The organism is Thalassovita sp. (genome assembly GCF_034670005.1).
Taxonomy (GTDB): domain Bacteria; phylum Pseudomonadota; class Alphaproteobacteria; order Rhodobacterales; family Rhodobacteraceae; genus Thalassobius.
Map to the genome: position 1 here is coordinate 196,447 of NZ_JAXMOH010000002.1, position 20,645 is coordinate 217,091.

Below are 20,645 nucleotides of genomic sequence, written 5' to 3' on the forward strand. Positions count from 1 at the left end.
AACTGACGGGAAACAAAAGCGTGAGCTGGTATCAGACGCTGAATGAAGTCTTGGATCTGCGATCCTTCTCGAATCTCTGGTTCTGGATCGCCCTTGCGGTGATGTGGTCCAGTGCCAGTCATTGGGTTCTGGGTGTGCCTTTTGACATGGTGGTGCGCGCGGCACGCAATGGCGACCAGGCGCAGACCGATCTGGAAGACATGGCGCGGATCAATATCAACCGACAACTCTATATCGTGGATGTGTCGGGGTTGTGGATTTTGGGGTTCGCCTGCTTCCTGCTGACCTCATTGACGATCCTGGGGTTTGTCTATGACCTGCAGATTGCGCAGGCTTTGTTTTGCCTCGCCTTTCCGATGGCGATTGTCCGGCTTCTTGCCCTCAGAACCGCCCGCCGCATCCACATCGAAGAAGCCACCGGTGCGCTGCTGCGCAAACGATTGAGCCGACAACGGCTCTGGACCCAGGTGATTGGAATGATATCCATTTTCCTCACCTCCATGTGGGGAATTTTTTCCTCTTTGTCCGACCGGTTCAACGAAGACCACTTCAAACCTCTGGGATACAACATCTTCCATGACGCAGAGCAGCCAGATCATCACGGCGGGGGGCGCACCTGAAGGCTATGACGCCAAGCTGATTCTAGACGAGATCGGCAAAAGCGGCGGCCCGGTGATCCATATTGCCCGTGATGACAAACGCATGGCCGCGATGGAATCTGCCCTCAGATTCTTCGCTCCCGATATTCCGATCCTCAGTTTTCCGGGCTGGGACTGTCTGGCTTATGACCGGGTCAGCCCGCATGCTGATATCTCGGCCGCACGGATGGCGACGCTGGCCGGGCTGGTTCATGGCGCACCCAAGCAATTCGTGCTGCTGACGACGGTATCGGCAGCGATGCAGCGGGTACCAGCGCGCGATGTGCTGCGAGAAGCGGCCTTTACCGCCCGCGTCGGATACCAGATTGACGAAAAGGCGCTGCGCAATTTCCTTGTCCGGATGGGGTTTTCCCAAGCTCCAACGGTTATGGAACCAGGCGATTACGCCATTCGCGGCGGTATCATCGACATCTTTCCACCGGGCGACGGCGGTCCGGTTCGGCTGGACCTGTTTGGCGACGTGCTGGACGGCGCGCGGCGGTTCGATCCCGTCAGTCAGCGTACCACTGAAAAACTGGATGTGATCGAACTGGCCCCGGTTTCCGAAGTCATTCTGGACGACCCTGCGATCCTGCGGTTTCGTCAGAATTACCGGCTGGAATTTGGCGCGGCAGGCACAGACGATCCGCTCTACGAAGCGGTCAGCGCCGGACGCAAGCATCAGGGCATCGAACACTGGCTGCCATTCTTCCACGACAGGCTGGAGGTACTGTTCGATTACCTGCCCGAGGCGACGGTGACGCTTGACGATCAGGTGACGCCGACACGGTTGAGCCGGTATGAGACCATCGAGGATCAATATGAAACCCGTCGCATTGCCTTGGGACAAAAGGGGCGGATGGACACGGTTTACAAACCGGTACCACCCGGTCTGCTTTATCTCGACGATGCCAGCTGGAACGTTGCCGTTGCAGGTCGGCGGGCGGTGCAATTCCATCCGTTAGCACAGGCGTCTGGCGCCGGTGTAATTGATGCAGGCGGGCGTATCGGGCGCAATTTTTCCCCTGAAAGACAACAGGAAAATATAAACTTATTCAGTTCTTTAGCGGACCATGTTCGTAAAAAATTAGAAACGGGACCGGTTCTGATCGCTTCTTATTCCGAAGGCGCGCGGGAACGCCTTGAAGGGCTGCTGGAAGACGAAGACATGATCGGCGCGGTCACGGTGCGTGACGTCAAGGGGATCGGAAAACACGGGCTACATTTGACCGTCTGGCCACTCGAACACGGGTTTCAGGCGCCCGGTCTGACGGTGATTTCGGAACAGGATGTTCTGGGGGACCGGCTGATCCGAAAATCGCAGCGCAAGCGCCGGGCCGAAAATTTCCTGACCGAGACACAATCGCTGTCGCCGGGTGATTTGGTGGTGCATCTCGACCACGGAATCGGCCGCTACATGGGATTGGAAGTCATCACCGCCGCCGGAGCGGCGCATGAATGTATCCTGTTGGAATATGCCGAACAGGCCAAGCTCTACCTGCCGGTGGAAAATATCGAGCTTTTGACCAAATATGGCCATGACGAAGCGCTGCTGGACCGTTTGGGCGGCGGTGCCTGGCAGGCCAAGAAAGCCAAGCTCAAAGAACGCATACGGGAAATGGCCGACCGGTTGATCCGGGTGGCTGCTGAACGCGAATTGCGTACCGCGCCGATGTTGGAGGCACAGCATCACGCCTGGGAAGCCTTCAGCGCCCGTTTCCCATATCAGGAAACCGATGATCAGCTCAGGGCGATTGAGGACGTGCTGGACGACATGACGTCCGGGCGCCCAATGGACCGATTGATCTGCGGCGATGTGGGTTTTGGGAAAACCGAAGTGGCGATGCGCGCCGCGTTCGTAGCTGCTATGTCCGGCGTTCAGGTTGCCGTGATCGCGCCCACGACGCTGCTGGCGCGCCAGCATTACAAGAGTTTCGCAGAGCGATTCCGTGGATTTCCCATCGAAGTCAGACCCTTGTCCCGCTTTGTTACAGCCAAGGATGCCAACGTGACCCGCGACGCCATGTCCCGTGGCACCGCCGATATCGTGGTCGGCACCCATGCGTTGCTGGCGAAAAACATTAAGTTCAAGAACCTCGGCCTGCTGATCATCGACGAGGAACAGCATTTTGGCGTCGCGCATAAAGAACGGTTGAAACAGATGCGCACGGACATCCATGTGTTAACCCTGACCGCCACGCCGATCCCGCGCACCCTGCAACTGTCGCTGTCAGGGGTACGTGACCTGTCAATCATCGGCACGCCGCCGGTGGATCGTCTGGCGATCCGCACCTATGTCAGCGAATTCGATGCTGTTACCGTCCGCGAAGCACTGCTGCGCGAACATTATCGCGGCGGGCAAAGTTTCTATGTGGTGCCACGGATTCGCGATCTGGGCGAGATCGAGGAGTTTCTGCGCGAACAGGTACCCGAGGTCAGTTTCATCACCGCCCATGGTCAGCTTGCCGCAGGTGATCTCGATGAGCGGATGAATGCGTTTTACGATGGGAAATACGATGTTCTTCTGGCGACGACGATTGTCGAAAGCGGACTGGACATCCCCACGGCCAACACAATGGTGGTACACCGCGCCGACATGTTCGGTCTGGCGCAGCTTTATCAGATCCGCGGCCGGGTCGGACGCAGCAAAACCCGCGCTTATGCCTATCTGACCACGAAACCCCGTACCAAACTGACGCCGACAGCAGAAAAGCGTCTACGGGTTCTGGGCAGTCTCGATTCGCTTGGCGCAGGCTTCACCCTGGCCAGTCAGGATCTCGATATCCGGGGTGCGGGCAACCTTCTGGGCGAAGAGCAATCCGGCCAGATGCGCGATGTCGGATACGAGCTTTATCAGTCGATGCTGGAAGAGGCGATCGCCAAGATCAAGGCAGGCGAGCTTGAAGGTTTGAGCGATGCCGACGACCAGTGGGCACCACAGATCAACCTCGGTGTGCCGGTGCTGATCCCCGAAACCTACGTGCCTGATCTCGATGTGCGCTTGGGATTGTATCGTCGTCTCAGTGGCTTGTCTGGAAAAGTTGAACTTGAAGGCTTCGCCGCTGAACTGATCGACCGGTTCGGAAAACTGCCCAAAGAGGTCAATACGCTGATGCTGATCGTGCGCATCAAGGAGATGTGCAAAAAGGCTGGCATTGCCAAACTGGATGGCGGCCCCAAGGGTGCAACGATCCAGTTCCACAACGACAAATTCGCCTCGCCGCAGGGATTGGTGGAATATATTCAAGCGCAGAACGGGCTTGCCAAAGTCAAAGACAACAAAATCGTCATCCGCCGCGACTGGAAAGCCGATAGCGACAAGATCAAGGGTGCCTTCGCCATCGCCCGCGATCTGGCGCAGAAGGTCATCGACGACCGGAAACGGAAACAGAAATGACGCTGGATGATAAACCGCGTCACAGAGATCGCCTGAGGGCATCCGATCAAGCGGTTTAATGTCCATAACTGCACGCTGGATCATCCCGCCGCATTCGGTTTCTGCTGCCGTTCCGGTTTCAAACCGATCAAGCGGCAGATCGAAGTCGTGCCTGATCCGCGCGTGACCGGCACGCTTACCGAACCGGCCGCCGGACCTATTCCGATCCTGCGGTGATCGGGTTTCATCTCGGTCCAAATACCCCGGGAAGACTGCGTGCGAAGCGCGCAGAGGGGGTGGCCCTTCACCGTGTCTGGTCTAGGAAATCCTTGATTTTCGGTGCGATCCAATCCCACAAAACGGGCGCTCCATTAGCGATTTTCGCACCGACCCGGGTCGAAATCATTTCGAAATCGACATCATAATCTATCCAGGACCCGCCACCCGAGGCCAGGTTCTGGTTCGGCGGCTGGAACCGGTCCAGTGCTTTGGCAAAACGTGCATCTGCCGTTTCATTCGTTTCGAATTCTAACCAGAGCGCCAGCAGCTCTTCGGCCTGGTCTTGAGGCAAAAGCCCGAAAATCCGCCGGGCCGCCGCCAATTCCTCGGCTTCCTTCGTGGCCACGTCATGGCTGCCGAAAATCGGCGCGTCACCGGCATCGATTTCGACCAGATCGTGGATCAGTAACATGCGGATCACCCGGGCAATATCGACGCCTTTTTCGGCATGTTCAGCCAGAACAAGCGCATAGAGCGCCAGATGCCAGCTATGTTCAGCGCTGTTTTCGAACCGGTTACCGCCAGCAATCCGAGTGGCGCGATAGACGGATTTCAACGCATCCGCTTCGTTGAGAAAGGCAATGCGCCCGGACAGGTCCGAGGCGGATAGCCCGGCAGTGTCCTGCATTATCGCAAATTGTTCACCGTGCCCTGTTTTGGGTGACGCCGCCTGAAAGATTGTTTGAACCTGATCCATTTGCCCGGCCAGCCGCGCCGCCTCGCTGTCTCCGGCTTCGAATTCATCCCGCAGGGCGTGGAGCCGCTGCGCCTGATCAGAGGGTAAGAAGCCAAAAATCCGGTCGCTGGCGGCAGGTTCAGTGCCGATGCCGTTATCAGCATCTCGGTTTTCATGGACCGAAGGATCAACGGCTTCGATTTCGGCCAGATCATGCAGCAGGATCATTGCAATCGCACGATCCGTCAGACCGGGATCTGCCCCCCGGGGCAGCATGATCAGCCCGTAAAGCGCCACGTGCCATATGTGTTCAGCGAAGTTTTCTGGCCGCGACTGGTCGTGCAGACGCGTATGCCGGTCGACCTGTTTGAGCCGGCACGCTTCGGTCAGAAAGGCAAGCTGTGCATCGAGCCGTTGGCTCATTCCGATGTGCTCTTGGCTTGGTCCAAAGCGCGCGACAGGCGGGCATCGAGGAACTTGCGCGCGCGCTTTTCCGACAGCCGCACCCGAACGGCTGTCAGGAACGCCTCTTGCATGGTTTGCGATGACGCACCCAGCTGTTTGGCGACCTGATCGATCAGGTCGAGATCATCAAGCGCCTCGACCGCCTCAATTACGTCCTTGGCCAGCGCATCGGAAAGATCCTCGGCTATCCCCATTGCGAGCTCAGCGGGTGCTTTCGGTCAAACGACGCTTCACATAGTCGGAAACAGTTCCAATCATCTGATCCATATGTTCGGGCTTTTCAAAGAAATGGCCGGCGCCTTCGACCTGTTCATGAGAGATGGTGATGCCCTTTTGTTCATGCAGTTTGTTCACCAGAGTCTCGGTATCGGCAGGCGGCGCGACGCGGTCGGCGGTGCCGTTGATGATCAGACCCGAACTGGGGCAGGGGGCGAGGAAAGAAAAGTCATACATGTTCGCAGGTGGTGCGACCGAGATGAAGCCGGTGATTTCAGGCCGCCGCATCAGCAATTGCATGCCGATCCAGGCGCCAAAGCTGAAGCCCGCGACCCAGCAATGTTTCGAATTGGAATTCATCGACTGCAGGTAATCCAGCGCCGAGGCCGCATCGCTGAGTTCGCCAATGCCCTGATCGTATTCGCCCTGGCTGCGCCCAACACCGCGGAAATTGAACCGCAGCACGGTGAATCCCATATTATAGAAGGCATAGTGCAGGTTGTAGACCACCTTGTTGTTCATTGTCCCGCCGAATTGCGGGTGCGGATGAAGGACAATCGCGATCGGTGCATCCCGGTCTTTTTGCGGGTGATAGCGACCTTCAAGACGGCCTTCGGGACCGGGAAAAATAACCTCGGGCATGGGATGCCTGTCTCCTTCAAACAGTGCGGCGGTTATTCTTGACGAATTCGCTCAAGCACTCTAGAACTGTTCTAAATTGTCGGCTATTACGCCGGATGGCTTAAAGCGAGATAAGCCTTGCTGGCCTTATCGTCAATCAGTTCGCAAAGGAAGTTCGCGGTGAAACTCAGTACCAAGGGCCGTTATGCCATGGTTGCGCTGGCAGATATCGCGTTGCAAGAGGGTGGTGCGCTGGTCACGCTGGGTGGTATTTCCAAACGACAAGACATTTCGCTGCCCTATCTTGAGCAGCTTTTCGTCAAGCTGCGCCGGGCGGGATTGGTCGAATCGGTGCGCGGTCCCGGGGGCGGGTACCGGCTGGCCCGTGCGCCCAGCGATATCCGCGTGGTCGAAGTATTGGCAGCGGTCGATGAATCGGTGGACGCGATGCATAAAGGGGCCGGGGCCAGTGGCGCGGCGTCGGGATCGAAGGCGCAATCGGTAACCAACCGGTTGTGGCAAAGTCTGTCAGCCCATGTCTATGTTTTCCTGCATCAGGCCAGATTGTCGGATGTGGTGGACAACAGTCTGGCCCCCTGTCCGGCAGTACCGAATTTGTTCGATGTGGTGGATGAGGAATGAGAGGGCCTGCGGCATATCATGTCGCCTGCGGCGGGCAGGGTCAGGGGGCGCTGCCCCCGTCGCCCGTCGGGCGACTCCCCCGGAGTATTTCTGCCAAGATGAAACGGGGATTGTGATGGGGCGGGTCTATCTGGATCATAACGCCACCACGCCCCTGCGCCCCGAGGCACGCGATGCGATGATCGCGGCGATGGAGGTCTACGGCAATCCGTCTTCGGTGCATGCCGAAGGACGGGAAGCCAAAGCGTTGATCGAGGCTGCGCGGGCACAGGTTGCAGCAGCGCTTGGCGCGGATGGGGCCGATGTGATCTTCGTGTCCAGCGCCACCGAAGCTGCGGCACTGTTCTGTTCGGGGCGGAATTTGCACGGGGCCTTGGTCGAGCATGACTCGGTCAGTGTCTGGATCGAAACAGGTTTGCCGGTCGATCAGAACGGGCGGGTCGATATTGACGCCCCGGAAACGTCGGTGCTGCAACTGGCCAATTCCGAAACCGGCGTCGTGCAGGAGCTTCCCGAAGGGTTGGCGCTGAGCGACATGACGCAAGCGTTTGGCAAGCTGCCGCTGAGTTTCAACTGGACCGGGGTCACGGCGGCATTGGTTTCGGCCCATAAACTGGGCGGGCCCAAGGGTATCGGGGCGCTGGTGGTTCGGCGTGGCACCGATATCGGCGCACAGCTGAAAGGCGGCGGACAGGAAATGGGCCGCCGAGCAGGCACCGAAAACGTGATCGGGATTGCTGGTTTTGGCGCTGCGGCAGAAGCGGCTGCGCGCGATCTGGCCACGGGTGCATGGGCGCGGATCGAAGTTTTGCGAGACAAGATGGAAGCGGTCATCGCGGCCGAAGCGCCACAGACCGTTTTTGCCGGTCAGTCAGCGCGGCGGCTGCCCAATACCAGTTGTTTTGCCACGCCCGGTTGGAAAGGCGAAACCCAGGTGATGCAGATGGATTTGTCGGGCTTTGCCATCAGCGCCGGATCGGCTTGTTCCAGCGGCAAGGTTCGCGCCAGCAAGGTGCTGACCGCGATGGGCTATGGCGACGATGTGGCCACGGGTGCGATCCGGGTGTCGCTGGGTCTGCAAACCGCAGAAGACGACGTAATGCGCTTTGCCGAAAACTGGCTGGCGAAGCAAAAGAAATTCACCGCCCGCGCTGCGTGAGGCGAGACGCGAACAGGAGTTGAAACGATGACAGTTTTGGAAAACCCACCGGGCGGAGATCAGGTAAAAGAAGGCGTCGATCAGGAAACGGTCGATGCGGTTCGCGAAGTCGGAGGCAAGTACAAATACGGCTGGGAAACCGAGATCGAAATGGAATACGCGCCCAAGGGCGTGAATGCAGATATCGTGCGACTGATTTCCAGCAAGAATGACGAACCCGCCTGGATGACAGACTGGCGGCTGCAGGCGCTGGAACGCTGGCAGAAAATGGAAGAGCCGAAATGGGCGATGGTAAATTACCCGGAAATCGATTTTCAGGACCAGTATTACTATGCCCGTCCGAAATCGATGGAGGAGAAGCCGAAATCGCTCGACGAGGTCGATCCCAAGCTGTTGGCGACCTATGAAAAACTGGGCATCCCGCTGAAGGAACAGATGATCCTGGCCGGGATCGAAGGGGCCGAGGATGCGCCGGCCGAGGGCCGCAAGGTCGCAGTGGATGCCGTGTTTGATTCTGTGTCGGTCGGCACCACATTCCAGGCCGAACTGCAGAAGGCCGGTGTCATTTTCTGTTCGATTTCCGAAGCAATCCGCGAACATCCTGAACTGGTGAAGAAATACCTCGGGTCGGTCGTGCCGCAATCGGACAATTTCTATGCGACGCTGAACAGCGCCGTGTTCTCGGACGGGTCATTCGTTTATGTACCGCCCGGTGTGCGCTGTCCTATGGAATTGTCGACCTATTTCCGCATCAACGCCGAAAATACCGGCCAGTTCGAACGCACGCTGATCATCGCCGACAAGGGGTCTTATGTCAGCTATCTGGAAGGCTGCACCGCGCCGCAGCGCGACGTCGCACAGCTCCATGCGGCGGTGGTGGAAATCATTGTCGAAGAAGATGCCGAGGTGAAATATTCAACCGTGCAGAACTGGTATCCCGGCGACGAGGAAGGCCGCGGCGGTATCTACAACTTTGTCACCAAGCGTGCCGATTGCCGTGGTGACCGGTCCAAGGTGATGTGGACCCAGGTGGAAACCGGGTCGGCGGTAACTTGGAAATACCCGTCCTGCATCCTGCGTGGCGATGACAGTCAGGGCGAATTCTATTCGATCGCGATCGCCAATAATTACCAGCAGGCCGATACCGGCACCAAAATGGTGCATTTGGGCAAGAACACCAAATCGCGCATCGTGTCCAAGGGGATCAGCGCAGGGCATGCGCAGAATACTTACCGCGGGCTGGTGTCGATGCACCCGAAGGCGAAGAAAGCGCGCAATTATACCCAGTGCGATTCCCTGCTGATAGGCGACAAATGCGGCGCTCATACGGTGCCTTACATCGAGGTGCGCAACAATTCGGCGCGGGTTGAACACGAGGCGACCACATCCAAAGTCGATGACGATCAGCTGTTTTACTGCCGACAGCGCGGCATGGACGAGGAAGAGGCCGTGGCGCTGGTCGTCAACGGGTTCTGCAGGGACGTGTTGCAGGCTCTGCCGATGGAATTTGCCATGGAAGCGCAGCAGCTTGTGGCGATCAGTCTTGAAGGATCGGTGGGCTAAGGCCCATCATTCGGGGAACGCATGGCACATCTGGCCGCGAAATTGATGACCTATCTGGCGGAAGGGCTTGCCCCCATCCGTCCGATACGTGTTGCCGATGTCGGGGCCAATCCGATCGAAGCGCCACCCTATCATGCGCTGGCCGAGGCCGGTCTGGCGCAAGTCTGGGGTTTCGAACCCAATGACACGGCCCGTGCCGATTTGGAGGCTGGAAAACCGGACTGGCTTCACGTTTTGGAGCAAGCGGTCGGGCAACCGGGCAGGGCGGTGTTCAATGCCTATCCTGCGTCGGAAATGTCTTCGCTTTACAAGCTGTCGCGCAAAAGCATCGGCTATCTGGGTCATTTTCGCCGTCATCTGGGCTCCGAATCCGAAATGACGGTCGATCTGGTGGGGCTGGACCAGTTAGACGATCTGCCGCTCTTGGACCTGTTGAAGGTCGATGCGCAGGGAGCCGAGGTTCAGGTGCTGCAATCGGGGCGCGGAAAGCTGTCGCAGGCCATCGCCGTGATCGCAGAAATGCGGTTTTATCGCCTCTATGATGGTGAACCGGATTTGCACGAACTCGACGCTGAACTGCGTCATCAGGGTTTTGTTTTGCATAAATTCATCCAACCGAAATCGCGGATGCTGCACAATTCGCAAAGCCAGCGGCTCAACCGCCGCGCCATCGGAAGCCAGCTGATCGATGGCGATGCCGTTTATATCCGGTCGTTCGAGGATCGCACGCAATGGAGCGACGAACAGATCGCGCATCTGGCGTGTCTGGCAGCGGCGGTGTTCGGCAGTCATGACCTCGCGTTGTTATGTCTCGACGAATTGGCCAATCGTAACGCAGGTGCGTCACTGGCGGCGGGCTATGTCAATCACTTACCAAGGGAGCTGCGCGCATGAGCCTGGCCTTGTTCAAATTTCTTGTCGTGAAATCCGCCGGGGTCGGTTTGGGTATCTTTTTAGGTGCGCTGCTGGGACTGAGCGTGCGCAAATCCCGTGGCAACAAAGAAGGGTTGCTGGCCGGGTCTGTTATCGCAACCTCTTTCGTGTTTGGTCTGGCGGCGATGGCCGTTTTCATGCTGATCACCTATTTCAGGTTCTAAAATCATGATTGTCACCACTACCAATTCCATCGAGGGTCGGAAAATCACCGGTTACAAGGGCATCGTTGTCGGAGAGGCTATCATGGGGGCCAATGTCGTGCGCGACATGTTCGCCGGGATCACCGACATCATCGGTGGCCGCTCTGGCGCCTATGAAAGCAAGTTGCAGGATGGCCGCGACACAGCTTTGCGGGAAATGGAAGAGCGCGCAGCAGCACTTGGTGCCAATGCGGTCGTAGGGGTCGATCTGGACTACGAAGTGGTCGGCCAGTCGATGCTGATGGTGTCGGCCAGCGGCACCGCCGTGGTGGTGGCGTAAGCGTGGACCAAAGCCCGGATATCCCCAACCGTCCCGAGTTGACGCTGCCGGAGGCAGAAGCCATTGCGTTAAGCAAGGCTTATGCTCAGGCGGACACCATACTGGAATATGGCAGTGGCGGATCAACGGTTGTCGCGGCCGAGCTGGGCAAATCCGTCTGGTCGGTGGAAAGCGACGCCGACTGGGCTCAAATGATGCGTGACTATTTCGTGGCCCATCCCCCGATGGGCGACGTGCATATCGTACATTCCGATATTGGAGCAACCAAGGAATGGGGTCATCCTGTCGATGACAGCGAATGGAAAAAATTTCCTCGCTACCCGTTGCAGATCTGGGACAACCCGGGCTTCGAACATCCCGACGTGGTGTTGGTCGATGGCCGTTTTCGGGTTGGCTGTGCACTGGCAACGGCGTTTCGCATCACCCGGCCGGTGACGCTTTATTTCGACGATTACAAGCGCCGGGAACGGTTTCACGTCGTCGAAGAATTCCTGGGCCAACCCGAAGAAATGATCGGACGGATGGCCCGTTTCGAAATCACACCCACCCCCGTGCCGCGCAAGAAGCTGCTCAAGGTGGTTCAACTCATGCTGCGGCCCTGATAGGGCGGACGAACAGGAAAAGGAACGACACCATGCTGGAAATCAAGAACCTGCAGGTCAAATTGGAAGACGAGGACAAGCAGATCCTCAAAGGTCTGGATCTGACCGTGGAAACCGGCAAGGTCCACGCGATCATGGGGCCGAACGGATCGGGTAAATCCACCCTGTCTTATGTCTTGTCGGGCAAGGGTGGCTATGAAGTCACCGGCGGCGAAGCATTGCTGGACGGCAAGGACATTTTGGACATGGACCCCGAAGATCGCGCCGCCGAAGGTCTGTTTCTAGCGTTCCAATATCCGGTCGAAATCCCCGGCGTCGGCAACATGACCTTTCTGCGCACGGCCGTGAACGCTCAACGCAAGGCGCGTGGAGAAGAAGAAATGTCTTCTACAGAGTTTCTCAAAGTGATCCGGGCCAAGGCCAAGACGCTGAAAATCGACGCTGAAATGCTGAAACGCCCGGTCAATGTCGGGTTTTCCGGCGGCGAGAAGAAGCGCAACGAAATCCTGCAAATGGCGATGCTGGAACCGAAAATGTGCATTCTGGACGAAACCGATTCCGGGCTTGATGTGGATGCGATGAAACTGGTTGCCGAAGGCGTCAATGCGCTGCGCAGCGAAGGCCGGTCTTTCCTGGTCATCACCCATTATCAACGGCTGTTGGATCACATCGCCCCGGACGTCGTTCATATCATGGCCGACGGTAAAATCATCAAAACAGGTGGTCCCGAACTGGCGCTGGAAGTCGAAAAGAACGGTTATGCCGACATCTTGGCGGAGGTGGCGTAATGGCATTGACGCAGGTAAAACTGGACGCGACCGAGGCACGGGTTTCGGGCCTGAACCTGCCTGCCGGGCCTGCATGGCTGACCGATGCGCGCAAAGGCGCACTGGGACGGCTGCGCGCGATGGGGCTGCCCGGGCGGCGAGATGAATACTGGAAATACACGCGGCCTGACACATTGATCGCGCCCGAGGTGACACCGGCGGCGCTGTTCGAAGCCGAGGAAGCAACGGTTTTCGGCGAAGTCGACCGTTTGCAAATCGTCTTCGTCGATGGTGTTTTCGATGCCGCGGCCAGTGATGACTTGGCCGGCGAGGGGATCGAGATTTCGCGCCTTGCCGATGTCGATGCCGATATTCATTGGGCGCATGGCCTCTACGGCGTTCTGGAAACCAACGGCCAGACCCCTGTGGAACGCCCGCTCGCGGCGCTGAACACCGCGTTTGCCACCGACGGCGTACTGATCCGGGTGACTGGAAAGGTGTCGAAGCCGGTGAACCTGACTTACTTCCACCGTTCGGAAACTTCGGACGCGATGCTGCACCACGTGGTGAAGCTGGAAGAAGGTGCCGAAATGACTCTGCTGGAAAACGGCCCGGCGGCGGCGCGGTTCAACAAGGTAATGGAGGTCGAGGTTGCCGACACGGCACGCTTCCACCATATCCGCACACAAGGGCGCGACCATGAACGGCGCGCTGCTACCCATATCTTTGCCCTGTTGGGCGAAGAAAGCCTGTTCAAATCCTTCACGCTGACCGCCAACGGGGTGATGACCCGCAACGAATGCGTGATCGAACTGACCGGCGACAACGCGGTGGCCCATGTTGCCGGGGCCTGCATGGGCGACGGTGATTTTCATCATGACGACACCGTTTTCATTACCCATGATGCGGTGAATTGCGAAAGCCGTCAGGTGTTCAAGAAGGTGCTGCGCAACGGCGCAACCGGGGTGTTTCAGGGCAAGATCCTGGTCAAGGAAGGCGCGCAGAAGACCGACGGCTATCAGATCAGCCAGTCGCTGCTGTTGGACGAGGACAGCCAGTTCCTGGCCAAGCCGGAATTGGAAATCTATGCCGATGACGTAGCCTGTTCGCACGGGTCCACCAGCGGCGCGATTGATGAAACCGCACTGTTTTACCTGCGGTCGCGTGGTGTCCCCGAAAACAAGGCTACCGACCTGCTGGTGCTGGCCTTCCTCGCCGAGGCGGTCGAGGAAATTGAGCACGAAGGACTTCGCGACGAAATCGTAGGCCGGCTGCATGGCTGGCTGGAACGCCGGCGCGGCTGATGTCGGTTACCCGCGATATCGTCGCAACCTATAAAGCCCCCGGCCGCGTCATGGCCCGGATGGTCGCGCGCGGACAGCGCGAAGACCGAGCGCTGATCATCCTGATGGTCGGGTGCATTCTGGTCTTCATCGCCCAATGGCCGCGCCTGGCGCGGCAGGCCTATATGACCGGACAAGACCTGAACATGCTGCTGGGCGGAACGCTTCTGGCATGGCTTTTCATCATGCCGCTGCTGCTTTACGTGATGGCCTTAATCGTTCATCTGGGCGCACGCACCTTTGGCGGCAAAGGCAGCGGTTATGGCGCCCGGTTGTCGTTGTTCTGGGCGCTTTTGGCGTCCTCCCCGGTGGTGCTGCTGCATGGATTGGTGGCTGGTTTCATCGGCAGCGGGCCGGCTCTGGACGGTGTTGGCCTGCTGTGGCTGATGCTGTTCGCATGGTTCTGGATCGCTGGCTTGATACGTATCGAATGGGGAGACCAGAGTGACCCTGCCTGATCTGAAACAACTGGCGCTCGACACGTTGCGCAGCCCGCGTGACGCCGCACGGCAAATCTTGGATATGCGGCTCGACAGCCCGGTTTTGTGGACCGCGCTGGCACTCATCGTGGTGCTGAACGCGATCCTGAACGGGATAACGATCCCGCTGTTGCCGCTACCGGAAACGGTACCAATGATCTTTGCCGCGCCGTGGATGTTCGCGATCGTTCTGGGCGGCGGGATCGTGATCAGCACCTTTCTGCTGACCTGGGTTGGTCGTATGCTGGGCGGTCGGGCCGAACTGGTCGATATTTTGGCCCTGATCGTGTGGCTGCAAGCCCTGCGCCTGGTCGTACAAGCGGCTGTTTTCGTGCTATTTTTCTTCTCCACACTGCTCAGCGATCTGATCGCACTGGCGGCCGGGTTGTACGGGCTTTGGATCACCATCGCCTTTCTGGACGAAGCCCAAGGATTTGGTTCGGTCTTGAAAACGATTATGGTTCTGGTGCTCACAATGCTGGGCGTGGCCTTTGGCTTGTCTTTCTTTCTGCTCCTGATCGGAGCCTCATCCGCAGGATTGTCCTGAACATGTACGACGTCGAAAAAATCCGTTCCGATTTCCCGATCCTGTCACGTCAGGTGAATGGCAAGCCGCTGACTTATCTCGACAACGGGGCCTCGGCGCAGAAACCCCAAGTGGTGATCGACGCGATTACCCAAGCCTATTCACAAGAATATGCCAACGTGCATCGCGGTTTGCATTTCCTGTCCAATCTGGCGACCGAAAAATACGAAGCCGTGCGCGGTACCATCGCACGTTTTCTGGGCGCGCCGGACGAAGACGATATCATCCTAAATTCCGGCACCACCGAAGGCATCAACATGGTCGCTTATGGCTGGGCGATGCCACGGATGCAGCCGGGCGATGAAATCATCCTGTCGGTGATGGAACATCACGCCAATATCGTGCCTTGGCATTTCCTGCGCGAACGGCAGGGCGTGGTGTTGAAATGGGTCGATGTCGATGCCACCGGGGCGCTGGACCCGCAAAAGGTGATCGACGCGATTACCCCAAAAACCAAACTGATCGCCATCACCCAGTGTTCCAATGTGCTGGGCACCGTGGTCGATGTGAAATCCATTTGCGCTGCGGCGCATGACAAGGGCGTGCCGGTATTGGTCGACGGATCGCAGGGCGCGGTTCATATGCCGGTGAACGTGGCCGACATAGGCTGCGATTTCTATGCCATCACCGGACACAAACTGTACGGGCCGTCAGGGTCCGGCGCGATCTATGTCGCCAAGGATCGTATGGCCGAAATGCGCCCCTTCATGGGCGGCGGCGACATGATCAAGGAAGTGTCGAAAGACGCGGTGGTCTACAACGATCCACCAATGAAATTCGAAGCCGGCACCCCGGGAATCGTGCAGATCATCGGGTTGGGCGTGGCGCTGGACTATATGATGGCGCTCGGCATGGAAAATATCGCCGCGCATGAGGCTGAGCTCGCGGGTTACGCCCGCGAAAAGCTAACTGGTCTCAATTGGCTGAACGTGCAGGGCATGGCGGCGGATAAGGCTGCGATTTTTTCTTTCACCATGGAAGGCGCCGCCCACGCGCATGACATCTCTACCATCCTGGACAAAAAGGGCGTCGCGGTACGTGCAGGTCATCATTGCGCCGGACCGCTGATGGATCATTTGGGGGTTTCCGCAACCTGCCGGGCGTCGTTCGGCCTCTATAACACCAAGGCCGAAATCGACACCCTGATCGAGGCGCTGGAACTGGCGCACGACCTCTTTGGCTGATCAATCTCTGAGCAAGTAGTATTCCATTTCCGACATCCTGATGTCGCTAATGGTATTTCCCGGTCTTAGTCGTTAGGTTCACGCCAACGCAACAGACAGGGGAATACACATGACCGTTTTGACCGAAGCCGACCAGATTTCCGACATCGCATTTGGGTTCATGGGGTCCAAGGCGCTCTTTGCCGCGCTTGGGGCTGGCGTATTCACCCATCTTGCCGACGGTCCGCTTAGCTGCGCCGAACTGGCGGCGCTCTGCCCACTGGACGAGATTCGCACTGAGATTCTTCTGACCGCGTTGGCGGGGCTTGGTCTGGTCGAAGGTGAGAATGGAAAGTTCAAGAACTCTCCGGCCGCCGAATCCTTTCTGGTAAAAGGGGCAAAATACGATTTCGGCGATTACCTGCGTCTGCAAGTCGGTCAGCAGATGTACGGATTGCTTGATCAGATCGATGACGCGTTGCAGGACAATTTGCCGGACGAGGCCACGGCTTCTTATGCCGAATGGTTTTCCGACCCTGAAGAGGCCAGGATTTATTCCGCCAGCCAACATTCGGGCTCGCTTGGACCGGCGCGTCAACTGGCGCGCAAGATCGATCTCAGCGACGCGCAGCACCTGCTTGACGTGGGCGGTGGAACCGGGGCCTTCGCCATTACACTATGCAAAGCCTTCCCAAACCTGACGGCAACCATCGTCGACTTCCCAAATGTCGCAGCGCTGGGGCGTGAATATGTCGCCAAGGCTGGGCTGGAGGACCGGATTTCCTATGTCGAAGGCAATGCGCTGGAAACCGAATGGCCTGGTGAACAGGATGTGGTCCTGATGTCCTATCTGTTTTCCGGCGTCCCCGGCGAAGCCCATGATGGGTTGCTTGGCCGCGCATTGGATCAATTGAAACCGGGCGGGCGGTTCCTGCTGCATGATTTCGTGGTTCGAGAAGACCGCAGCGGGCCGAAATTGGCCGCGCTTTGGCAGCTGCAGCACACCGCATTTACCCCGCGCGCCCGTTCGCTGGATGAAGGTTGGCTACGCATGTCGCTGGACAAGGCCGGTTTCGAGGACATTTCGGTCGACGTCATGATTCCGGAAATGACCATGCTGGCAAGCGCGGTGAAACCTGCCTGATCCGATCTGAAGACCGACCCCGACCAGGTCGGCCATTCCGCCGGACGATCCGCGAAAATTTTGCTATGATGCCATGAGCGTTTCACACAAACGCTTTGGGCTGACAGTCAATCCACCGGCACCGGCAATCATCTGCATTTTACGATTGCGGTGCCTGTGGCTTTCGCCTATATCGCCATTCCACAGGCACCCATAGCTCAGCTGGATAGAGCGCTGCCCTCCGAAGGCAGAGGCCATAGGTTCGAATCCTATTGGGTGCACCATTTTCCCTTATAACTGATTTATTGCGGGTATTTAGCCGACGCGTGACTATCGGCCCCAAAACCATTCCGGGTATAAGGGATCGTCGCGAAGGGTTGATATGTGTCAATGCGGACAATCCGGTTTTTCCGTAAAAAATGTCCATTATCAGGCACAGGAAATATTGGACCGGCAAAACGCCAAGTTGGGAGGAACTTCCCTTGCTTACATTCAACCCTTTAAAACTATTCACACTTTTCGCTATCTTGGCGAGCCTTCTGGGATTTCATCCAAACCCGGCGCACGCCCAATCAGATCAGGACAGAAAAGCGGTCCTGATCACCGGGGCGACTTCCGGGATCGGCTTGCGGATGGCTCAGGTGATGTCGCAGAACGGGTTTTTCGTCTATGCAGGCGCGCGTAAGCCCGAGGATATGCAACGCCTGAACCAGATGCCCAACGTGAAATCGGTCCGGCTTGATGTCACGATCCAAAGCGATATCGACGACGCTGTCGCGCTGGTCCAATCCGAGGGGCGGGGCTTGTATGGGTTGATCAACAATGCCGGCATCGCTCATATCGGCCCGCTGATCGAAACCCCCGAAAGCGATTTGAATTTCCTGTTCGATGTGAACCTGCTGGGCCCGTATCGGGTGACCAAGGCATTTGCCGACCTGATCATCGAAAGCGAAGGCCGTATCATGAACGTGACTTCGATTGCCGGTGTGATTTCGTCACCGTTTTCTGGTGTTTACAGCATGAGCAAGCACGGGCTGGAGGCCTATACCGACAGTCTGGCCGCCGAGATGGAGCGGTTCAATGTGCGTGTCGCAGCCGTGGAACCGGGAAACTACAAATCGAAAATCGTGGCCTCGATGGTCAAGAGGATGCAGGCATCGGGCTATTCCGCGGAAGGTTCCCGCTATGGGTCCATGCTCGATCTCGTGACCGGGCCGCTGGACCGGTCACAATACAAAGACCCCGACGACGTTGCGTTCGCGGTGCTGGATTTCCTGACTGCTGATAAACCCAAACCGCGTTACATGGTGGTTCCCACACAGGCCGAGGCGGAGATGACAATTCGTCGGGCCTTGCAGGAAGCTGTGCAACTTAATCAGGAGCAGGCGTTCAGCTATAGCCGGGACGAACTGGTTGCGATGATAGACGACGTCCTGCAAACCGAGAAAGAGGCTTTGGTTAGTGAGCCAAAAACCGGCATCAGCCTGCACGGGGCCGCGTTCACGGGCGATATCGCGGCGCTGCAAAGCGCTCTGGCGCTCGGCGTCGATCCGGACGCTCTTGACCCTTCCGGAGCCACGGCACTGATCGTGGCGACAACTTTTGACAAACCGGATGCGGTAAAGGCGCTTCTGGCCGCAGGCGCAACCGTGGACAAGTCCAACCGGGATGGATCGACCCCACTGCACATGGCGGCGCTGCTGTGTCGTGAAGAGATACTGGAAACTCTACTCGAATATGGTGCAGATAAGTCGTTGCGCTCCAAATCCGGGGCGACGGCGCTCGAACTAGTGACGGTACCATTTGAAGAAATAAAGCCGCTCTATGACTTTCTGGGATCGATGCTCGCGCCTTACGGGCTTGTGCTCGACTATGCGCGTATTCAGGCACAAAGACCGGTCATCGCCGCGCTGCTTTCGAAATCTTAGTCCGTTCAGTCATCAGGTCAGCAAATGACGCGCCACTATTTCGCAGTCTGAGAATTCGTTGATATACGCACTAGATTTCAACAGCTGTAGCGGGACACGAAGTTCCGCAGGATGATTTCCGGCTGCGTCACATCGGCGGCGCGACACATGGCGATCAGGTCGTCGGCCTCATCGGGGTGGAAATACCCCTTGTCCTTGTATAGCCGGATACGCAATTCGAACACGGCGCTGTCGGCTTCGGGATGGAACTGCGTGGCATAGACATTCGATTTGTAGCGTACCATCTGGAACGGGCAGGGGCCGGAACCAAGCAAGTGCGCCGCCCCAATGGGCAGGTCTTGCATTGCCTCCTTATGGCCGACAAAGGCAGCAAAGCTCTCAGCCACACCGAGCAATAGCGGATCGGCTTTACCGGCCTCGGTCACAGTGCAGTCCACCGCGCCGACCGGTTCGCCAAATTGTTTCTTGCTGACCTCGGCACCCAGATGGTGACCCAGAATGCCGATACCGTAGCAGCAACCGAGAAACGGAATGTCGTTCTCGGTGATCCTCGGCATCAATGACAGGATTTGTTTCTCGATCCGGTCTTCGGTCGGGTCTTTGGTTTCGACCGGGTCGGAAACGCAGCCCGGTCCGCCACCAACGATCACCCCGGCATAATCGGTCAGATCGAGATCGGGCATGCTTTCCTGATCCAGCCGGATACGACGGGTTTGCCCGGCCCCGATCCCGCCCTTTTTCAGAAAGGCGTCATATTCGTCGTCGGCGGCCTGCGTTTCGGGACGTAGTTGCAGGATCAGGAAGGGTTTGGTCATGTCTTGGCTCCTCGGGCGTCAAAGATCGGGGTAGCGCGTTGCGGTCAACGGATCAATTGGCGGTTGGCACCATACCGGGAACAAAAAAACCCATCCGGATCGGACGGGCTTTTTGCGTTGCGAACGGAATATTTTCTCTAAAGGGTCAAGCGCCCCAATGCCGAACTGGACCGCAATCCATGTGAACAAAGTTTGATCGCGAATAGCGCCCGACACCACCAGCTTCGCACGCCAATGCGGCGCGTGCCATTTGATTGACCGACCGCGATCCCAACCGCAGATCAGCGGCCTGACCCTGCATGTGCAGCGAATTCTTGGCAACGCCACGCGAACGGGACCGCAGCATCGCATTGGTCTGCGGGCTACGATACCCCGACAACAACATGAACGGTTCGGTGACATCCAACAGATTATGCGATGCCGCCATGATATCTATGGTGCGCGCGTCAATCTTTTTGATGTCATTGGTACGCCAATCGCGCATGAAATGCGTGACTTCCTTCAGCGCGTCGGCGATATAATCGCCCTCGATCCAGTAGATCATATCAAGCTTTTCACCGGTGCGGCCTGAATACATCTTGATCCGGCGAATATCGCCAGAACCACGAAGGAACCCTGCTGCCTTGGAAAAAGTCGGTGCGGCCGTGAGTGTGGTCGCTGCAAAAGCACCAAGCAGCCCACGCCGCGTGAAGCTCAAAGAGCTGTGTTTAGTCATAATAGCGCCCGTCCTGTCGCTTACCTGTTGCCCGCGATGTTACGCGAGGCCTGCCATCTCATCCCCAGATGCA

21 protein-coding genes and 1 tRNA gene are annotated in these 20,645 nt (G+C 57.8%); 17 read left to right on the plus strand and 5 right to left on the minus strand.

Annotated elements, in window-relative coordinates; all coding sequences use genetic code 11:
• Positions 1-20: 20 nt before the first annotated feature.
• Together VOI23_RS04860 and mfd are read left to right on the plus strand one after the other, a co-directional pair.
• Positions 21-620 (plus strand): component of SufBCD complex, encoded by a 600-nt coding sequence (locus VOI23_RS04860; RefSeq protein WP_323782371.1) that lies wholly within the window; start codon positions 21-23, stop codon positions 618-620.
• Entirely contained in the window at positions 577-4,035 is a 3,459-nt protein-coding gene (mfd, locus tag VOI23_RS04865) for a transcription-repair coupling factor (RefSeq protein WP_323782374.1), read from the plus strand. Before VOI23_RS04860 ends, mfd begins: the two co-directional genes overlap by 44 nt.
• Before the next feature lie 283 nt (positions 4,036-4,318).
• Here mfd and VOI23_RS04870 read toward each other — a convergent pair whose 3' ends face one another.
• From VOI23_RS04870 to VOI23_RS04880, 3 genes are read right to left on the minus strand one after another with little or no spacing between them, the layout of a single operon-like run.
• On the minus strand, positions 4,319-5,392 hold the full coding sequence (locus tag VOI23_RS04870) for an HD domain-containing protein (protein ID WP_323782377.1): 1,074 nt from the start codon (positions 5,390-5,392) through the stop codon (positions 4,319-4,321).
• Positions 5,389-5,628, minus strand: a complete 240-nt coding sequence (locus VOI23_RS04875; protein WP_323782380.1) for a hypothetical protein — start codon at positions 5,626-5,628, stop codon at positions 5,389-5,391. The genes VOI23_RS04870 and VOI23_RS04875 overlap by 4 nt, the downstream gene beginning before the upstream one ends.
• Before the next feature lie 7 nt (positions 5,629-5,635).
• A complete protein-coding gene (locus VOI23_RS04880; RefSeq protein WP_323782382.1) occupies positions 5,636-6,292 on the minus strand; it encodes an alpha/beta hydrolase in 657 nt (218 codons plus the stop codon).
• A 159-nt stretch (positions 6,293-6,451) separates the two neighbouring features.
• On the opposite strand from VOI23_RS04880, the gene VOI23_RS04885 reads away from it, so the two are divergent.
• The 15 genes from VOI23_RS04885 (at position 6,452) to VOI23_RS04955 (ending at position 19,042) form a co-directional block, all read left to right on the plus strand.
• The gene (locus VOI23_RS04885) at positions 6,452-6,913 is read left to right on the plus strand and encodes an Rrf2 family transcriptional regulator (protein ID WP_323782385.1); all 462 of its coding nucleotides are present in this window, start codon (positions 6,452-6,454) and stop codon (positions 6,911-6,913) included.
• A 115-nt stretch (positions 6,914-7,028) separates the two neighbouring features.
• Entirely contained in the window at positions 7,029-8,072 is a 1,044-nt protein-coding gene (locus tag VOI23_RS04890) for a cysteine desulfurase family protein (RefSeq protein WP_323782388.1), read from the plus strand.
• Positions 8,073-8,099: 27 nt separating this feature from the next.
• On the plus strand, positions 8,100-9,635 hold the full coding sequence (gene sufB, locus VOI23_RS04895; protein ID WP_323782391.1) for a Fe-S cluster assembly protein SufB: 1,536 nt from the start codon (positions 8,100-8,102) through the stop codon (positions 9,633-9,635).
• Positions 9,636-9,656: 21 nt separating this feature from the next.
• Positions 9,657-10,529 (plus strand): FkbM family methyltransferase, encoded by an 873-nt coding sequence (locus VOI23_RS04900; protein ID WP_323782394.1) that lies wholly within the window; start codon positions 9,657-9,659, stop codon positions 10,527-10,529.
• A complete protein-coding gene (locus tag VOI23_RS04905; protein WP_323782397.1) occupies positions 10,526-10,732 on the plus strand; it encodes a hypothetical protein in 207 nt (68 codons plus the stop codon). The genes VOI23_RS04900 and VOI23_RS04905 overlap by 4 nt, the downstream gene beginning before the upstream one ends.
• 4 nt (positions 10,733-10,736) lie before the next feature.
• Positions 10,737-11,051 (plus strand): heavy metal-binding domain-containing protein, encoded by a 315-nt coding sequence (locus VOI23_RS04910; protein WP_323782400.1) that lies wholly within the window; start codon positions 10,737-10,739, stop codon positions 11,049-11,051.
• 2 nt (positions 11,052-11,053) lie between these two features.
• A complete protein-coding gene (locus tag VOI23_RS04915; RefSeq protein ID WP_323782403.1) occupies positions 11,054-11,653 on the plus strand; it encodes a hypothetical protein in 600 nt (199 codons plus the stop codon).
• Positions 11,654-11,685: 32 nt separating this feature from the next.
• The gene (gene sufC, locus VOI23_RS04920; RefSeq protein ID WP_323782406.1) at positions 11,686-12,441 is read left to right on the plus strand and encodes a Fe-S cluster assembly ATPase SufC; all 756 of its coding nucleotides are present in this window, start codon (positions 11,686-11,688) and stop codon (positions 12,439-12,441) included.
• Positions 12,441-13,724 carry a Fe-S cluster assembly protein SufD gene (sufD, locus tag VOI23_RS04925; RefSeq protein ID WP_323782409.1) on the plus strand — a complete coding sequence of 428 codons (1,284 nt, stop codon included), beginning with the start codon at positions 12,441-12,443 and terminating at the stop codon, positions 13,722-13,724. Before sufC ends, sufD begins: the two co-directional genes overlap by 1 nt.
• Entirely contained in the window at positions 13,724-14,221 is a 498-nt protein-coding gene (locus tag VOI23_RS04930) for a YIP1 family protein (RefSeq protein WP_323782411.1), read from the plus strand. The genes sufD and VOI23_RS04930 overlap by 1 nt, the downstream gene beginning before the upstream one ends.
• Positions 14,208-14,789, plus strand: coding sequence for a Yip1 family protein (locus VOI23_RS04935; protein ID WP_323782414.1), 582 nt, complete (start codon positions 14,208-14,210; stop codon positions 14,787-14,789). Before VOI23_RS04930 ends, VOI23_RS04935 begins: the two co-directional genes overlap by 14 nt.
• Before the next feature lie 2 nt (positions 14,790-14,791).
• Positions 14,792-16,012 carry a cysteine desulfurase gene (locus tag VOI23_RS04940; RefSeq protein ID WP_323782417.1) on the plus strand — a complete coding sequence of 407 codons (1,221 nt, stop codon included), beginning with the start codon at positions 14,792-14,794 and terminating at the stop codon, positions 16,010-16,012.
• A gap of 109 nt (positions 16,013-16,121) precedes the next feature.
• Positions 16,122-17,135: a methyltransferase gene (locus VOI23_RS04945; RefSeq protein ID WP_323782420.1), complete on the plus strand. Its 1,014-nt coding sequence runs from the start codon at positions 16,122-16,124 to the stop codon at positions 17,133-17,135.
• 186 nt (positions 17,136-17,321) lie between these two features.
• Positions 17,322-17,398 (plus strand) — tRNA-Arg (locus tag VOI23_RS04950).
• A gap of 135 nt (positions 17,399-17,533) precedes the next feature.
• Positions 17,534-19,042: an SDR family NAD(P)-dependent oxidoreductase gene (locus VOI23_RS04955; RefSeq protein WP_323782423.1), complete on the plus strand. Its 1,509-nt coding sequence runs from the start codon at positions 17,534-17,536 to the stop codon at positions 19,040-19,042.
• 77 nt (positions 19,043-19,119) lie between these two features.
• Here the strand turns inward: VOI23_RS04955 and VOI23_RS04960 are convergent, their stop codons facing one another.
• Complete coding sequence (locus tag VOI23_RS04960; RefSeq protein WP_323782426.1) at positions 19,120-19,857, minus strand: glutamine amidotransferase; 738 nt, start codon at positions 19,855-19,857, stop codon at positions 19,120-19,122.
• A gap of 145 nt (positions 19,858-20,002) precedes the next feature.
• A complete protein-coding gene (locus VOI23_RS04965) occupies positions 20,003-20,572 on the minus strand; it encodes a YcbK family protein (RefSeq protein WP_323782429.1) in 570 nt (189 codons plus the stop codon).
• Between the last annotated feature and the right edge of the window lie 73 nt (positions 20,573-20,645).

Coding starts and splice junctions, on each gene's coding strand:
- mfd (WP_323782374.1), top strand. CDS start 577: ATGACGCAGAGCAGCCAGATCATCACGGCGGGGGGCGCACCTGAAGGC.
- VOI23_RS04870 (WP_323782377.1), bottom strand. CDS start 5,392: ATGAGCCAACGGCTCGATGCACAGCTTGCCTTTCTGACCGAAGCGTGC.
- VOI23_RS04875 (WP_323782380.1), bottom strand. CDS start 5,628: ATGGGGATAGCCGAGGATCTTTCCGATGCGCTGGCCAAGGACGTAATT.
- VOI23_RS04880 (WP_323782382.1), bottom strand. CDS start 6,292: ATGCCCGAGGTTATTTTTCCCGGTCCCGAAGGCCGTCTTGAAGGTCGC.
- VOI23_RS04890 (WP_323782388.1), top strand. CDS start 7,029: ATGGGGCGGGTCTATCTGGATCATAACGCCACCACGCCCCTGCGCCCC.
- sufB (WP_323782391.1), top strand. CDS start 8,100: ATGACAGTTTTGGAAAACCCACCGGGCGGAGATCAGGTAAAAGAAGGC.
- VOI23_RS04900 (WP_323782394.1), top strand. CDS start 9,657: ATGGCACATCTGGCCGCGAAATTGATGACCTATCTGGCGGAAGGGCTT.
- VOI23_RS04905 (WP_323782397.1), top strand. CDS start 10,526: ATGAGCCTGGCCTTGTTCAAATTTCTTGTCGTGAAATCCGCCGGGGTC.
- VOI23_RS04910 (WP_323782400.1), top strand. CDS start 10,737: ATGATTGTCACCACTACCAATTCCATCGAGGGTCGGAAAATCACCGGT.
- sufC (WP_323782406.1), top strand. CDS start 11,686: ATGCTGGAAATCAAGAACCTGCAGGTCAAATTGGAAGACGAGGACAAG.
- sufD (WP_323782409.1), top strand. CDS start 12,441: ATGGCATTGACGCAGGTAAAACTGGACGCGACCGAGGCACGGGTTTCG.
- VOI23_RS04930 (WP_323782411.1), top strand. CDS start 13,724: ATGTCGGTTACCCGCGATATCGTCGCAACCTATAAAGCCCCCGGCCGC.
- VOI23_RS04940 (WP_323782417.1), top strand. CDS start 14,792: ATGTACGACGTCGAAAAAATCCGTTCCGATTTCCCGATCCTGTCACGT.
- VOI23_RS04945 (WP_323782420.1), top strand. CDS start 16,122: ATGACCGTTTTGACCGAAGCCGACCAGATTTCCGACATCGCATTTGGG.
- VOI23_RS04955 (WP_323782423.1), top strand. CDS start 17,534: ATGTCCATTATCAGGCACAGGAAATATTGGACCGGCAAAACGCCAAGT.
- VOI23_RS04960 (WP_323782426.1), bottom strand. CDS start 19,857: ATGACCAAACCCTTCCTGATCCTGCAACTACGTCCCGAAACGCAGGCC.
- VOI23_RS04965 (WP_323782429.1), bottom strand. CDS start 20,572: ATGACTAAACACAGCTCTTTGAGCTTCACGCGGCGTGGGCTGCTTGGT.